Annotated in this window: 7 protein-coding genes; 5 read left to right on the top strand and 2 right to left on the bottom strand. The window is 68.0% G+C overall.

Annotation, left to right across the window (positions count from 1 at the left end; translation table 11 throughout):
* Positions 1-147 precede the first annotated feature (147 nt).
* The 4 genes from ACK6C6_RS17120 (at position 148) to ACK6C6_RS17105 (ending at position 8,150) form a co-directional block, all read left to right on the top strand.
* Positions 148-1,521 carry an HD-GYP domain-containing protein gene (locus ACK6C6_RS17120; RefSeq protein WP_409268383.1) on the top strand — a complete coding sequence of 458 codons (1,374 nt, stop codon included), beginning with the start codon at positions 148-150 and terminating at the stop codon, positions 1,519-1,521.
* 170 nt (positions 1,522-1,691) lie between these two features.
* Entirely contained in the window at positions 1,692-4,331 is a 2,640-nt protein-coding gene (locus tag ACK6C6_RS17115; protein WP_409268382.1) for a TonB-dependent receptor, read from the top strand.
* A gap of 64 nt (positions 4,332-4,395) precedes the next feature.
* Positions 4,396-6,861: a family 20 glycosylhydrolase gene (locus ACK6C6_RS17110; RefSeq protein ID WP_409268380.1), complete on the top strand. Its 2,466-nt coding sequence runs from the start codon at positions 4,396-4,398 to the stop codon at positions 6,859-6,861.
* A complete protein-coding gene (locus ACK6C6_RS17105) occupies positions 6,858-8,150 on the top strand; it encodes an MFS transporter (protein ID WP_409268378.1) in 1,293 nt (430 codons plus the stop codon). The genes ACK6C6_RS17110 and ACK6C6_RS17105 overlap by 4 nt, the downstream gene beginning before the upstream one ends.
* Here ACK6C6_RS17105 and ACK6C6_RS17100 read toward each other — a convergent pair.
* Together ACK6C6_RS17100 and ACK6C6_RS17095 are read right to left on the bottom strand one after the other, a co-directional pair.
* Complete coding sequence (locus tag ACK6C6_RS17100; protein ID WP_409268376.1) at positions 8,137-9,057, bottom strand: helix-turn-helix domain-containing protein; 921 nt, start codon at positions 9,055-9,057, stop codon at positions 8,137-8,139. The genes ACK6C6_RS17105 and ACK6C6_RS17100 overlap by 14 nt on opposite strands.
* 152 nt (positions 9,058-9,209) lie before the next feature.
* Entirely contained in the window at positions 9,210-13,700 is a 4,491-nt protein-coding gene (locus ACK6C6_RS17095; RefSeq protein ID WP_409268374.1) for a DUF4214 domain-containing protein, read from the bottom strand.
* Between the two features lie 176 nt (positions 13,701-13,876).
* Between ACK6C6_RS17095 and ACK6C6_RS17090 the strand changes: the two genes are divergently transcribed.
* Positions 13,877-14,422, top strand: a complete 546-nt coding sequence (locus ACK6C6_RS17090) for a DUF2058 domain-containing protein (RefSeq protein WP_409268373.1) — start codon at positions 13,877-13,879, stop codon at positions 14,420-14,422.
* Positions 14,423-14,429: the final 7 nt, after the last annotated feature.

Raw genomic sequence — 14,429 nt, 5'->3', positions numbered from 1 at the left:
CAAAAGCCCGTAGCACGATGGCAGACCCCCGGGCCTTGCATTGCCGTCCTGCTCATCGGTAACACCGCCAAATTGTCGTGGCAAACGTCTTTATGTGGCGTAGAATCAATTTTGATTGCCAAAAAGAATTTAGTTCCGGAGCCGACCATGGACCTCACCCTCCCGCCCGAAGTGCGCGCGCCGAGCGCCATGAAACTGTCCGAATTGATCGGCTCGCTGAGCTATGCGCTCGACATCACCGAAGGCCAGCCGCCGGGACATTGTGTGCGCGTATGCTGGATCGGCATGCACATCGGCCGCGCCGCCGGCCTGCCCGAGGAGCAGCTGTGGGAGCTCTACTACACCCTGCTGCTGAAGGACCTCGGCTGCAGCAGCAATGCAGCGCGCATCTGTGAGCTCTACCTGACCGACGACCTGGATTTCAAGCGCGACTTCAAGCTTGTGGGCGACAGCCTGCCGCAAGTGCTGTCCTTCGTGCTGAGCCATACGGGCCTGAAGGCGGGCCTGGCCGAGCGCTTCCGCAGCGTGATGACGATCCTGCGCGACGGTCCCGCGATTGCCCAGGACCTGATTGCCACCCGCTGCCAGCGCGGCGCGGAAATCGCGCGGCTGCTGCGCTTTCCCACCGGCGTCTCGTGCGGCATCTACTCGCTCGACGAACACTTCGACGGCAAGGGCAAGCCCGATCGCCTGGCGGGCGAAGCGATCCCCGTGTACGCGCGCATCGCGCTGCTGGCCCAGGTGATCGACGTATTCCACACGGCCGCGGGCCGCGACCAGGCGTTGCGCGAAGCACGCGGCCGTGCCGGCAGCTGGTTCGATCCTCGCCTGGTACGCGCCTTCGAGGAGGCGGCGGCCGAACCGAGGTTCTGGCAGGTGCTGGCTTCGCAGGAGGTCGACCAGGCCGTGTTCGCGCTCGAACCGGCGGGACGCGAAGTCGCACTCGACGACGACTACCTGGACGACATCGCGACCGCCTTCGGCCAGGTCGTGGACGCCAAGAGTCCGTACACGAGCGGGCACAGCGCGCGGGTGGCGCTCTATACCGATATGATCGCCGAATCGCTTGGCTTGAGCAGCCAGCGCCGCCGCTGGCTCAAACGTGGCGCGCTGCTGCACGACGTCGGCAAGCTGGGCGTCAGTAACAGCGTGCTGGACAAGGCCGGCACGCTCGACCGCGACGAATGGGCGGCGGTGCGCCAGCATGCCGCCTATACCGAGACCATCCTCGGCCGCATCGGCGCGTTTTCCGAACTGGCTGCCATCGCCGGCGCCCACCACGAGCGCCTGGACGGCACCGGATATCCGCGCGGTTTGAAGGAAGACGCAATCCCGATCGAAACCCGCATCATCACCACCGCCGACATCTTCGATGCGATCACGGCGGAACGCCCCTACCGCGGCGCGATCCCGCTGGAGCAGGCGCTGGGCATGATGGAAAAGACGGTGGGCAGCGCGCTCGATCCGGCCTGCTTTGCCGCCCTGAAGAGCGCCATTGCGCGCACGCCTTTTCCCCTCTAGATTCATTAGCATTGCTTATATAACGAACAGCTTTATAAGCTTTTCTTCTGAATCCCGCAGGTCGCCCGATCTCATGAAATCCGTTTGTCATAGCAAGATTTGACAAACATGGCGTGTCAAGTAAAGACAAAATGCCTCCCACACAACATCACACAGTTTTGGGAGACGACATGAACGAGAAGACGGCAGGGCAGCAGCGCAGGCGCACCGCGATCGCGGCGGGCGTGGCGGTATTCATGATGGGCCAAGGTAGTCCGGCATGGGCGCAGGAACCCATCGAGACCCAGACCGTGGTGGTGACCGGCGTACGCGCCGCCCTCGAACAGTCGCTGCGCCAGAAGCGCAATGCCGACGCCGTGGTCGAGGTGGTCACCGCCGAGGATATCGGCAAGATGCCGGACAAGAACGTGGCCGACGCCATCCAGCGCCTGCCGGGCGTGAACACGCAATCCTCGGCCGGCGGCGAAGGCGGTTTCGGCGAGAACGACCGCGTCAGCCTGCGCGGCACCAGCCCCAGCCTGCAGCAGACCCTGTTCAACGGCCACGCGATCAGCACCGGCGACTGGTTCCTGCTGAACCAGATCGGCGGCAACGTCGGCCGCTCCAGCAGCTTCTCGCTGCTGCCTTCCGAACTGGTGGGCTCGATCGTGGTGCAGAAAAGCCCGACCGCCGACCTGGTGGAAGGCGGCGTCTCCGGCGCCATCAACGTCATCACCCGCCGCCCGCTCGACCTGCGCAAGCCGCTGACCGTGGAAGGCTCGGTCCAGGCCAACTACAATGACCTGTCCGACAAGGCCGAGCCGCACCTGTCGGCCCTGGTGGGCTGGAAGAACCCGGCCAACAACGTCGGCGTGCTGCTGCAGGGCTTTTCCGAAAAGGCCACGGTGCGCCGCGACGGCCAGGAGATCCTCGGCTATACCCCGATCAGCCCGACCAGCGCGGCCGCCGTCGCGAATCCGGCGCTGCGCGGCGTGGTGCTGCCGACCTTTATCGGCGCCAGCCTGTTCGAGCAGACCAAGAAGCGCCAGGGCGGCGCCTTCGACATCGAATTTCGCCCGCAGCGCGGCACCAGCATCGATCTGAACGGCTTCTACTCGAAGCTCGAAGCCCCGCACCTGAACACCAACTGGCTGGCCGCGCCGGCCAACTCGATCAACAGCCTGAACCTGATCCCGCAAAACCCGGTGGTCAGGAACGGCACCCTGGTGGGCGCCGCCTTTACCCGCAACGCGGGCGAGGTCGACAACATCTACCGCCCGGACGCCGGCGGCGAATCCTGGTACCTCGACCTGAACGGCAAGACCAGGGTCAGCGATCAGCTCAGCTTGTCCGGCAAGCTCGGCAAGACCCACGGCGTGGGCTGGGACCGCGACGACGTCTTCTACCAGAACAACGTCGACGGTGGCATGGTCTATGCGCTGAACGGCCTGGCGCCGGCCTCGGTGAGTTACCCGGGCGGGGACACCACGTCGCCGGGCAGCACCGCCTGGGCCGGCGGCGGCGAGGCGCAGTCGGTGGACCAGGAAAAATACGCCCAGGTCGACGGCGAATGGCGCCTGCAGCACGCCAACGTACAGGCGCTCCGCTTCGGCGCGCGCTGGACCGACCACCACCGCAGCGCCGAACACCCGCTCGAAACCCGTCCCGGTCCGAACGGCTTCACCGCGCCGGGGCCTGCCTGGTCCGGCCAGATGTACCCGTCCGACTTTGCCAAGAACCTGGGCGGCAACCTGTCCTCGAACTACTTCAAGTACGACGGCGCGGCACTCGGTGCCTGGGGCGCGGCCCCGGGCAACCGCCTGCTCGACTACACCCTGCGCCACAACTGGATGGACGAGTTCCAGGTCGGCGAAAAAACCTTTGCCCTGTACGCGATGGCGGACTTCGGCGGCGCCGGCTGGAGCGGCAACGTCGGCCTGCGCGCCATCGAGACGCGCCAGACCACGGTGGTGAACCTGCCGGGCGGTCCGAACGCCATCACGGGCTCGGCCTTCGGTCCCTACACCCCGACCACCTTCAAGCGCAGCTACCGCGACTACCTGCCGAGCGCCAACCTGAAAGTCGAGCTGGCGCCGGACCTGACCCTGCGCACCGCGCTGGCCAAGACCATCGCGCGGCCGGACTATTCCGCGCTGGGCGGCTCGGTCTCGCTCAACGACGACGCCCTGAGCGGCAGCGGCGGCAACGTCAACCTCGACCCGGTGCGCGCCACCAACTTCGACGTCGGCGTGGAGTGGTACTACGCGCCCAAGGCGCTGCTGTCGGCCGGCTTCTTCTACATGGACTTCCGTTCCATCGTGGCCCAGGGCACCTCGACTGGCACCTACTACAACAACAAGCGCGGCGCGCAGACGGTGTACCAGATCACCTCGCCCTTCAACACCACCGGCAGCAACAAGGGGATCGAGCTGAGCTGGCAGCAGCCCCTGTGGAACAACTTCGGCACCCTGGTGAACTACACCCATGCCGACGGCAAGCTGGATGACGGCGGCGAGCTGCTCAACTCCTCGAAGAACACCTGGAACCTCACCGGCTACTTCGAGAACGAGCGCTTCTCGGCGCGCCTGGCCTACAACTACCGGTCGAAGTACAAGGCCGGCGTGGACCGCGGCGCCAGCCAGCATGTGGACAGCCAGCCCTCGCTGGCGGCCTCGCTCAACGTCAAGCTCACCGAGCAGCTGACCCTGACCTTCGACGCGCTGAACCTCACCGACGAGACCATCAAGATGTATGCCGAGAACGAGGACCGCCCGCGCGCGTTCTACTCGAACGGCCGTACCTTCTACATCGGCCTGCGCGGCAAGCTGTAAGCCTCGGTTGCAAGCAACATCCGGCCGGGGGCAGGCCCGCCCCGGCCGCAGCGGAAACACGACCATGATCCCGAATACGGACCGCAAGCCAGGCGGCGCGGCGATCGCCATCGCTTGGGAATGTCTGAGCAACTACACGCGCGACGACGCGTTCAGCGCACGCCTCACGCTGCGCAACGATGCAAGCGACCCCATCGCCCCCGGCTGGGCATTGTGCTTCAACACCTGCCGCAAGGTGATCGCCGCCAGCGTCAACACCGGTTTCGCGATCGACCACGTCAACGGCGACCTGTTCCGCCTGAGCATGCCCGGCGGGGCCGCCTGGCTGCCGGGCGAGACCTACACGGTGGAATACGAGGCACTGCATTGGGCGATCAGCATTACCGACGCGCCGCTCGGCTTCTACCTGCTGCCCGGCGACGGCGCAGCGCCGCTCGACCTGGGCGACCCCGAGATCGCACCCTTCGCCCGACCCGAGCAGCGTCACCGCATGCGCGGCGACCTGTTGCCGACCGCCGATGCGGCCTGGCGTTTCGGACAGAACGCCGCGCTGCACCTGCTGCCGGACAGCCAGGTGGGCCGCATCACACCGCGTCCGCAGTCGGCGCGTTTCGACGGCCGTTCCTGCCTGCTGTCGCGCCACGCGCCGCTGAGCTACGCGCCGGCCCTGGGGAACGAAGCCTCGCTGCTGGCGGCGATGCTGGGCGGCCTGCCCGGCGCCGTGCCGGACGCTTGCGCCGGGATCGTCCTTGAAATCGGCGAGGTGGAAGACATGGCCGGAACGGAGGCCTACCTGCTCGACATCGTGCCGGGCCAGGTACGCATCCGCGGCACCAGCGCGCACGGCGTCTTCAACGGGATCCAGAGCCTGGCCCAGCTGCTCTCGCCACAAGGCGTGCTGCCGGCCGGCCAGGTCGTGGATGCGCCGCGCTTCGGCTACCGCGGCATGATGCTCGACGTCGCCCGCCACTTCGCCGGCGTGAGCACGGTGCTGCGCCTGCTCGACTGCATGGCCGCCTACAAGCTGAACCGCTTCCACTTCCACCTGACCGACGACGAAGGCTGGCGCCTGGCGATCGGCGCGCTGCCGGAACTGACCGCCGTCGGCGCACGCCGCGGCGTCTCGCTCGATGGCAGCCCATGCCTGCCGCCGTCGTTCGGCTCGGGCGCCGACATCGAGGCCTCCGCCGGCAGCGGCTTTTACACGGCATCGGAATTCATCGCCATCCTGCGCCATGCCCATGCGCGCCACATCGAGGTCATCCCGGAGTTCAACATGCCGGGCCATGCGCGCGCCGCGGTGACCGCGATGCGCGTGCGTTACCAGCGCCTCCTCGAGGCGGACGACAGGGAAGGGGCGCAAGCCTACTTGCTGAGCGACCCGGACGACGCTTCCCGCTACGAGTCGGTGCAGCTGTGGCACGACAACGTGATCTGCATCGCGCTGCCCTCGGTGGACCGCTTCATCGATACCGTGGTGGGCGAGGTCTGCATGCTGTACCGCGAGGCCGGCGTGCCGCTGCGGGTGATCCATACCGGCGGCGACGAAGTGCCCCCGGGCGCCTGGCTCGGCTCGCCGCGCTGCCGCGCGCTGATGCAGGAGCGCGGCTGGACGGACGTGCAGCAGCTGCACGACGACTTCCTGGAACGCTGCCGCGCGATCCTGGCGCGCCATGGCGTGGAATTCGCCGGCTGGGACGAAACCGCCCTGGTGCGCGAAGGCGAGCGCCTGCTGCCCAATCCCCGCTTCGCCGGGCCGGACTTCCACGTCTACGTCTGGAACAATGCCTGGGGCTCGGGACAGGAAGACTGCGCCCAGCGCCTGGCCAATGCCGGCTACGACGTGGTGCTGTCGAATGCCGCCAACCTGTACTTCGACCTGGCCTATGCCAAGCACCCGCAGGAACCCGGCTACTACTGGGCCGGCTTCGTCGGCACCCGCCATGCCTTCGGCTTCTGCCCGCTCGATGCCGGCGCGATGCCCGCCGTCGATCCAATGGGGCGAGTGCCCGAAGGCGTCGCGCTGCACGCGCTGGATGCCGCGGGACGTGCCCGCATCGCCGGCCTGCAGGGCCAGCTGTGGGGCGAGAACGCGCGCTCCCGGGCGCGCCTCGAATACCTGGCATTGCCGCGCCTGATCGCGCTGGCCGAGCGGGCCTGGGCGCCGGATCCCGGCTGGCAGGACGTCGCCGACACGCAGCAACGCACCGCCCTGGCGCTGCGCGACTGGAACGAATTCGCCAACCGCCTTGGCCAGCGCGAGCTGCCGCGCCTGGACCGCGCGCGCCGGCCCTGGGACTACCGCCTGCCGCCGCCCGGCGCCGTACTGCGCGCGGGTTTCCTGCATGCGAATGTTGCCCTGCCGGGCCTGGCCGTGCATTACACTCTGGATGGGCTGGCGCCCCAGGCGGACAGTCCGCGCTGGGATCGCCCGGTGCCGCTCGAGGGGGCACGCGAGGTGAGGTTGGCCAGTTTCGACACCCGCGGCCGCGCCAGCCGCATCGTGACCCTGAACGTGGAACAGTCATGAACCCTGTCAACGAACTCGCTCGCGCCGCCTTGCCGGCCGCCACCCGGCACCCGCTGGCCTGGGTCCCCACCCTCTACCTGGCCCAGGGCCTGCCCTTCTATGCGGTGGCGCTGGTGGCCGGCCTGATGTACAAGTCGATGGGCGTGCCCAACGAGCAGATCGCGCGCTGGACCGGCCTGCTCGGCCTGGCCTGGGTGTTCAAGGCCTTGTGGAGTCCCTTCCTGGAACTGGCGCGCAGCAGGCGCGGCGTGGTCGTGTGCTTCCAGCTGGCGGGCGGCTTCGCGATGGCCGCCATCGCCCTGGTCTTGCAGCTGTCGGGCTGGTTCGCCCTGTCGATCCTGCTGTTCGCGGTGGTGGCGCTGGCGTCGAGCACGCACGACATCTGCGCCGACGGGATCTATATTTCCAGCCTGAGCGAGCGCCAGCAGGCCGCCTATGCGGGCTGGCAGGGCGCCTTCTTCAATGCGGCAAAATTCCTGTCGATGGGCGGCCTGGTGATGCTGGCCGGTTTCCTCGAGGAGCGCATGGGGCCGGGCCCGGCCTGGGCCACGGTGTTCGGGCTGCTTGGCGCCCTGATGGCCGGCCTGGGCCTGTACCACCTGTGGGCGCTGCCCGATACGCCTGGCGCCGTGCGTCCCGCAGGCGCGCGCAGCGTGGCCGCCACCCTGCTCGACGTGATCCGCGACTTTTTCGCCAAGCCCGGCATCTGGATGGCGATCCTGTTCATTATCCTGTTCCGCGCCGGAGAAGGGCAGATCCAGACCATCGGCCCGCTGTTCCTGCGCGATGCGCGCGAAGTCGGCGGCCTGGGCTTGAGCACCGCCCAGGTGGGCGCCGTGTACGGCACCGCCGGCACCATTGCCTTCCTGGCGGGCAGCATCGCCGGCGGCTACTTCACCGCCGCGCTGGGCCTGAAACGCGCCATGCCTTTCCTGATCGTCGCCATGAACTTGCCGAACGCGGTGTTCTGGTACCTGAGCGCGGCGCAGCCGGCGTCGCTCGGCGTCATCGCGGCCGGGCTGGGCGTGGAAATGTTCGGTTACGGCTTCGGCTTCGTCGGGGTGATCCTGTTCATCATGCAGGTGGTCGCCAGCGGCCCTTACCAGACCGCCCACTACGCGCTCGGCACCGGCTTCATGCAGCTCGGCTTCGTGCTGTTCAAGATGGTCAGCGGCGATATCCAGGCGGCGCTGGGCTACCAGGTGTTCTTCCTGTGGGTGCTGGTGTCGGCGCTGCCGGTGCTGGTGCTGAGCCGCTTCGTGTGGAACGCTCCCCCTAGCGCTTCTTGATCGGCAGCGCCAGCAGCCCGCGCCACTTGCCGGCGCAGCCTTCCGCGGACCGGTCCCGCTCGACCTTCTGGATGTGCGGGCGGGTGCTGTCGAAGCGCCACACCGACTGTTTGTCGAGCCAGTCCTCGTACATCGAGCGGAAGCGCGGCCACTCGTGGTGGAAATCCAGGCAGGCATAGGTGCCGGCCGGTAGCACGCGCATGCCCAGCGCCTTGTCCGATACGTCGCCGGTATGCCCGAAGTCGTAGCAGTATTCGCTCTCGCCGGTGAAGCCCGGATCCTCGTCGAACACGCCGTACCAGGGCGCGCCGTGGGCGATGCCGTCCAGGCGTTCGCGCTCGCAGATGAAGGTGTTGCAGGCGATCGACAGCGCCGTGCCGGACTGGCCGAAGAAGCGCTGGTAGCGCAGGGTCACTGCCGGCAGCGAGCGCAGCTCGATGCGGGCGGCAATGCTGCCAGGCTCGGGCGGGCAGTAGGGCGCCAGGATCACGTCCAGGTTGGACGGTTCGGCGACGAAGAAGCTGACGTCGCTCTCGCGCCCGACCTGCTGGTCCATGTAGGCACGCCAGCCGCCCTCGCGCCAGGCCTTGGCCGACATCGCGAACTGCTGCTTGAAGGCCTTGGCGAAGGCTGCGTTCGATGGAAAGCCGCAATCCTGGGCGATGCGCACGACCGGCACGTCCGGTTCGTGGCGCAACTGGTGGGCGGCACGGCGCAGGCGCCGCTTGCGCTGGTACTCCACCGCCGAAAAGCCGGTCAGCTCACGGAAGATGCGGTCGAAGTGGTAGCTGGAATAGCTGGCCGAAGCCGCCAGGCCGTCGAGGGCCAGCGGCTCGCCGACCGAGTCGAGCATCAGGTCCATGACTTCGTACAGGCGCGATACGCGCGATGGCGCCTTGACGGTCATCGTGCGGGAAGCGGAGCTGGAAGAAGCGGACGAAAACGACAGGACATCGCGTGACGAGCTTGCTGTTATTACAGCGATTATGCGGCCAAACACGATGTCATGGCGAAATATGTGCGGCGCTGGTGCAACACCAGCGCAACACATGCATATCCTCAAGCGCCGAAGGGCTGGTAGGCCACTCCGTTGGCGATCAGCTCGGCCACCGCCGCGCGGTTTTCGGCGCTCTCGCTGAACTGGGCCAGCAGCGACGGCACATCGACCAGTTTCCTGTCGAGGGCATTGAGCCAGAACTCGTAACCGGCCTGCTCCGGATCGCGGTCGAGGATGTTGCGGTACAGCCTGGTGACCAGCTCGGCATTGCTCGGCGCGGCCCCATACAGCTGGACGAATTCCTGCGAGCGCACGAAGTTGTCGGCAATCTCGGTCAGGCTGCTGCCGCGGTCCATCGCCGCAATCCAGAATCCCAGTCCGCCTTCGTCGGCCGCGCGGTCGAAGGCGGCGCGGTAGATGCGGTAGGCCTGGCCGGCGATGCCGTCCGGCCCGGTGTCGAGGGCGAGGGCGCCGTCGGCGAATACCAGGCGCTCGATGCCGAGCAGGCGGTCCCTGCCTTCGTTGACGCCGGGGCGCAGGTCGGACACGACCATGTCCTGGGCGTCCGGCGACAGGCGTTCCACCTTGTACTGGCTGCGCGTGCCGCCGAACAGCGCAGCGTCGATACCGTCGCCGCCGTCGAGCACGTCATAGCCGCCGCCCCCGTTCAGCACGTCGTTGCCGGCGCCGCCGCGTAGCATGTCCTCGTGCATGGTGCCGGTCAAGCGATCGGCACCATCGCCGCCCCGGGTGCTCTGTCCGAGAGTGCCGCCTTGCGGATCGAAATTGAACACGATGTTCTCGCGCGTCAGCGCGGACTTGGCGACGTCGCGCAGGGTCAGCACGTCCTGGAAGGAAGATGCGCCGTCCGTGCCCGCGCGGACCTGCAGGACGGTGTCGGCGCCGCGCTGCACGAATTGCAGGCTGCCGCCCGGTGCGAACGGATTGCCGGACGGGATCGCGACCAGCTGGTCGACCCGGAGCAAGTCGCCTTCGGCGCCGGCCGCGAAATCGGTGATCGTCACCGAGGCGCCGGTCGCGGCCCGGGACAGCTCATAGGAGTCGCGCCCGCTGCCCCCGGTCAGCTGCAGGGTGGCCGTCGAGGCGCCGTCCAGCGCGAGGAAGAAGGCGTCGTCGCCCTCGCCGCCATCGAAGCGGCCGCCGCCTGCGATGAACAGCAGGTCGTTCCCGGCCTCGCCGAACACCTGGTCGCTGCCGTTCCCGCCGGTATGGATCTGGTCGTCGCCGTCGCCGCCGCGCAGGATGTTGTTCCCGAAACGGTCTTCCATGGTGTCGTTGCCGGCGCCGCCGAGCAGTTCGTCGTCGCCCGCTTCGCCGTTCAGGACGTCGTTGCCGCTGCCGCCTTCGAGGCGGTCGCTGCCGTCGCCCCCGAACAGGTAATCGTTGCCCCCGTCGCCATGCAGCTGGTCGGCGCCGCCACCGCCGAACAACTGGTCGTCGCCGTCGCCGCCGCGCAGGATGTCGTCGAGCGCCCCGCCGGCCAGCACGTCGCCGGCCGCGGTCCCGGTCAACACCAGGCCGGGTCCGGCGGAGTCAAGCACGGGACGGGCGTTGTCGGTGAAATTCGCGGCCGTGAAGTCGGCCACGCGGCGGTTCTCGAACACCACCCGGCTTGCCCAGGCCTGGGGGCCGGCGGCGCCGTCCGCATCGAACTGGAGCACGACGTGGCTGCCCTCCTGGACCAGGCGCGCATGGCCGGAGGCGCCAAAGGGATTGCTGCTGCGATCGCCGTTGTAGAACGAGTACAGGTCCACCACGTCGCCGCCGGCGCCGGTCTGGAAGTCGGTGATCGTGAGGAGCGGCCACTTGCTGCCGCCCCAGACGAACCCGTAAGTGTCGATGCCGGCGCCGCCGCTCACCTGCAGCGGACGGCCATCGACGGCGAGGGAGCGGACAATCAGCCGGTCGTTGCCGCCGCCCATGTCGACCAGCAGCGGCGCCCGGTTGGCGGGGCTGCCGGAGGCGTCGACCGTTACTTCGTCATCACCCAGGCCGCCCAGCACGGTCCGGACCGCGCTGCCGGCCAGCAGCCGGTCATTGCCGTCGCCCCCGTCGAGGGTGCTTCCTGCCGGCCGGTCCAGCAGGGGCCGCATGCCGTCCAGCAGGTCGTCGCCGTCGCCGCCGCTCAGGTAGTCGTCGCCGGCGGCGTCGCTCAGGCTGTCGTTGCCGGCGCCGCCCTCGAGCCGATCGTTGCCGGCGCCGCCTTCCAGCACGTCGTCGCCCGCCTCACCATACAGCAGGTCGTCGCCGCTGCCGCCGAGCAGACGGTCGTTGCCGCCGCCGCCGCGCAGCGTATCCCTGCCGTCGCCGCCGAAGATCTCGTCGCCGATGCCGGGCGTGCTCTCGTCGCCCCCGATCAGCAGGTCGTCGCCGGCGCCGCCATCGATGCGGTCGGCGCCGTCACCGCCGTCGATGACGTCGTCGAGCGCGCCGCCGAACAGGACGTCGGCGCCCGCGGTGCCGGTCAGGTTCAGGCCCCTGGTGCCGCCCTGCGGATCGAATCCTCCCGTGAAGCTGGCGGAAGTCAGGGAGGCGAGCGATACATTGGCGAGCGTGAGCGCCAGCCGGGGGCCCTCGGGGCCGGCGGCGCCATCGCGGTCGACATGGATGGTGACATCGGCGCCTTGTTGCGCCGCCTTCAGGTAGCCGGCCTGGAACGGATTGCCGCTGAAATTCTGGGGCAGCAATTTGCGCAGGTCGAGCTGGTCGCCCGCGCCGAAATCCAGGATCCTCACCGCCGCGCCCTGCGAGAAGTAGCCGAACTCGAAGATGTCGGCGCCTTCTCCGCCGCTGGCGAGCACGTCGATCGGCTGGCCTGCTTCCCTGATGACGATGGTGTCGTTGCCGGCATCGCCGGACAGGGTGACGGTGTGGCCGGCGCTGGCGTAGCTCGGCATCTCGAGCACCAGGGTATCGTCGCCGGTCCCGCCGAACAGGCGGTCGTTGCCGCGTCCGCCGCTGACCAGGAGATCCTTGCCCGCGCCGCCTTCGAGCAGGGCATTGCCGAAGCTGCCGGCCGACAACTGGTCGTTGCCTTCTCCGCCGCGCAGGATGTCTTCGCCGCCGCCGCTGCTCAAGCTGTCGTCGCCATCGCCGCCCTCGAGCAGGTCGTTGCCCTCGCCGCCGGACAGCTTGTCGTCGCCGCCGAGCCCGCGCAGGGTATCGTCGAAGGCGGTGCCGGCCATGATGTCCGCGCCGGCCGTCCCGCTCCAGACCAGGCCGATTGTCCCGCCGAGCGGATTGTAGCCATCGACGAAATTGGTCTGAACCAGCTGCGCGGGCGTGACGCCGGCCAGCGTCACCACGGTGAGATAACTGCCGCTCGTCTCGTGGCGTAGCTGAAGCAGGGTGTCGGCGCCCGACGCCAGCAGGCGGAGACTGCCGTCATCGAAGGGGTTGCGGGTCGCGTAGCGGGCGGCGATCGCCCTGAGGTCGATCAGGTCGCCGCCGGCGCCGGGCGTGAAATCCGTGATGGTGACGTCGGGGATGCGGTCATGTGAAGCGCCGCTCAAGATGAAGATGTCGCTGCCTGCGCCACCGGAGACCGTGCTGGTTCCGGTATGCGTGCCGGACAGGGCCAGGGTGATCTTGTCCGTGCCGTCGCCGCCGTTGATGCGGGTCGCTCCATTCGTGCCGAAGCGGTAGTCGACGGTGATCGAATCGTCTCCCGCACCGCCGATGAACTCGCTGCCGGCGTTGCCGACCAGCCGGTCGTTGCCGGCGCCGCCATCGAGCAGGTCGGCGCCAGCTGCCAGGTCGCTGAGCAGGTAGTCGTTGCCTTCTCCGCCGCGCAGAATGTTGTTGCCGGTGTTCCCGGACAGTCTGTCGTCGCCGTCCCCACCCTCGAGCAGGTCGTCGCCTTCTCCTCCTGCCAGGCTGTCGTCGCCGGCGTCGCCGTACAGCTGGTCGTTGCCGCCACGACCGTCGAGTGTGTCGTCGCCTTCGCCTCCCCACAGCTTGTCGTCGCCGGCGCCGCCGTCGATCCGGTCCAAACCCGCGCCGCCGTACAGCATGTCGTTGCCGTCATAGCCATTGAGCGTGTCATCGCCGGCGCCGCCGTCGATGGTGTCGTCCAGCTTGCTGCCGTGCAAGGTGTCGCCCTCGTCCGTGCCTGCCAGGTTCAACGCGACCGGGCTGAAGTAAAAGAATGATCTGAACAAGGGCGTGCCGTCGCCGGCCAGGTTGCCGGAAAGGTCAGCGACGGCGCCGGGGCTGAACGCGACCTCGTAGTAGCGGCCGTAGGGCAGCCCAGGCGGCAGCTGGATGCCGATGGTGGCTCCCGCATGGGTGACCGCGGGATTGCCGACCAGGGCAATCGTGACGATGTGCTGGCCGTTGCTGCTGAGTGTCACGCTGGCATCCGGCGCCAGCTTGATGGCTTCGCTGAAGGTGTAGCTCAGCAGACCATTTACCGGAGCGCCGTTCTCCGGCGTCGGCAACAGCGTGGGCGCGGTGGTGTCGGCCGTGTCGGCGGCGCTGCCCGACATCGTTCCGGTATGAAGGAGTGCGGACGGGCGGGCGAATGGACGCATGGCTCGAAAAATGAATGTGAAGCGGTAAATATGGACGATTTGACAGTGCCTGTCCATACCACATGCATAAATCCCGCGGCCGGATGGCTTCCCTTGCCGGCGCGGTTTGTTATGCTAGCGGCTTCGCCTGGCGGCGCCGTGCCGCCCGGCCACCCATGCAATCAAGGAGCAGAACGATGGTCTCGCTGCAGGAGCAGTTGCTGAAAGCCGGCCTGGTGGACAAGAAGAAGGTCCAGAAGGTCAACCAGGACAAGAGCAAGCAGAAAAAGATCGAGCGCCGTACCGGCACCGAGTCGGTCAACGAAGCGCGTGAGGCGGCGCTGGAAATGCAGCGCAAGAATGCCGAGCGGGCGCGCGAGCTGAATGCCCAGCGCGACGCCGAGGCCGCGCAGAAGGCGGTGAAGGCGCAGATCGCCCAGCTGGTGGAGCAGAACCGCCAGCCGCGCGCCAGGAACGGCAAGGGCGACATCGCCTACAACTTCACGCACGGCAGCAAGATCGAGCGCATCTACGTCTCCGATCAGGTGCAGCAGCACCTGGTGGCGGGCCGGCTGGTGATCGTGTTCCTGAAGGGGAACTACGAACTGGTGCCGAAGGTGATCGGCGAGAAGATCGCCGAGCGCGACCCGGGCAGCGTCATCCAGGTCAAGCAGGCCACTGCCCAGGTGGAGGAGGACGATCCCTACGCGGACTTCAAGATTCCGGACGACTTCACCTGGTAAGCGCCTT

Origin of the sequence: Massilia sp. BHUDP2, assembly GCF_046236355.1 — a bacterium.
Lineage (GTDB): Bacteria > Pseudomonadota > Gammaproteobacteria > Burkholderiales > Burkholderiaceae_D > Telluria > Telluria varians.
This window is presented reverse-complemented; position numbering and strand designations above follow the sequence as displayed.

Excerpts from the sequence above, each read along its gene's own strand:
- ACK6C6_RS17120 (WP_409268383.1), top strand. The coding sequence starts at position 148 with ATGGACCTCACCCTCCCGCCCGAAGTGCGCGCGCCGAGCGCCATGAAA.
- ACK6C6_RS17115 (WP_409268382.1), top strand. The coding sequence starts at position 1,692 with ATGAACGAGAAGACGGCAGGGCAGCAGCGCAGGCGCACCGCGATCGCG.
- ACK6C6_RS17110 (WP_409268380.1), top strand. The coding sequence starts at position 4,396 with ATGATCCCGAATACGGACCGCAAGCCAGGCGGCGCGGCGATCGCCATC.
- ACK6C6_RS17105 (WP_409268378.1), top strand. The coding sequence starts at position 6,858 with ATGAACCCTGTCAACGAACTCGCTCGCGCCGCCTTGCCGGCCGCCACC.
- ACK6C6_RS17100 (WP_409268376.1), bottom strand. The coding sequence starts at position 9,057 with ATGACCGTCAAGGCGCCATCGCGCGTATCGCGCCTGTACGAAGTCATG.
- ACK6C6_RS17095 (WP_409268374.1), bottom strand. The coding sequence starts at position 13,700 with ATGCGTCCATTCGCCCGCCCGTCCGCACTCCTTCATACCGGAACGATG.
- ACK6C6_RS17090 (WP_409268373.1), top strand. The coding sequence starts at position 13,877 with ATGGTCTCGCTGCAGGAGCAGTTGCTGAAAGCCGGCCTGGTGGACAAG.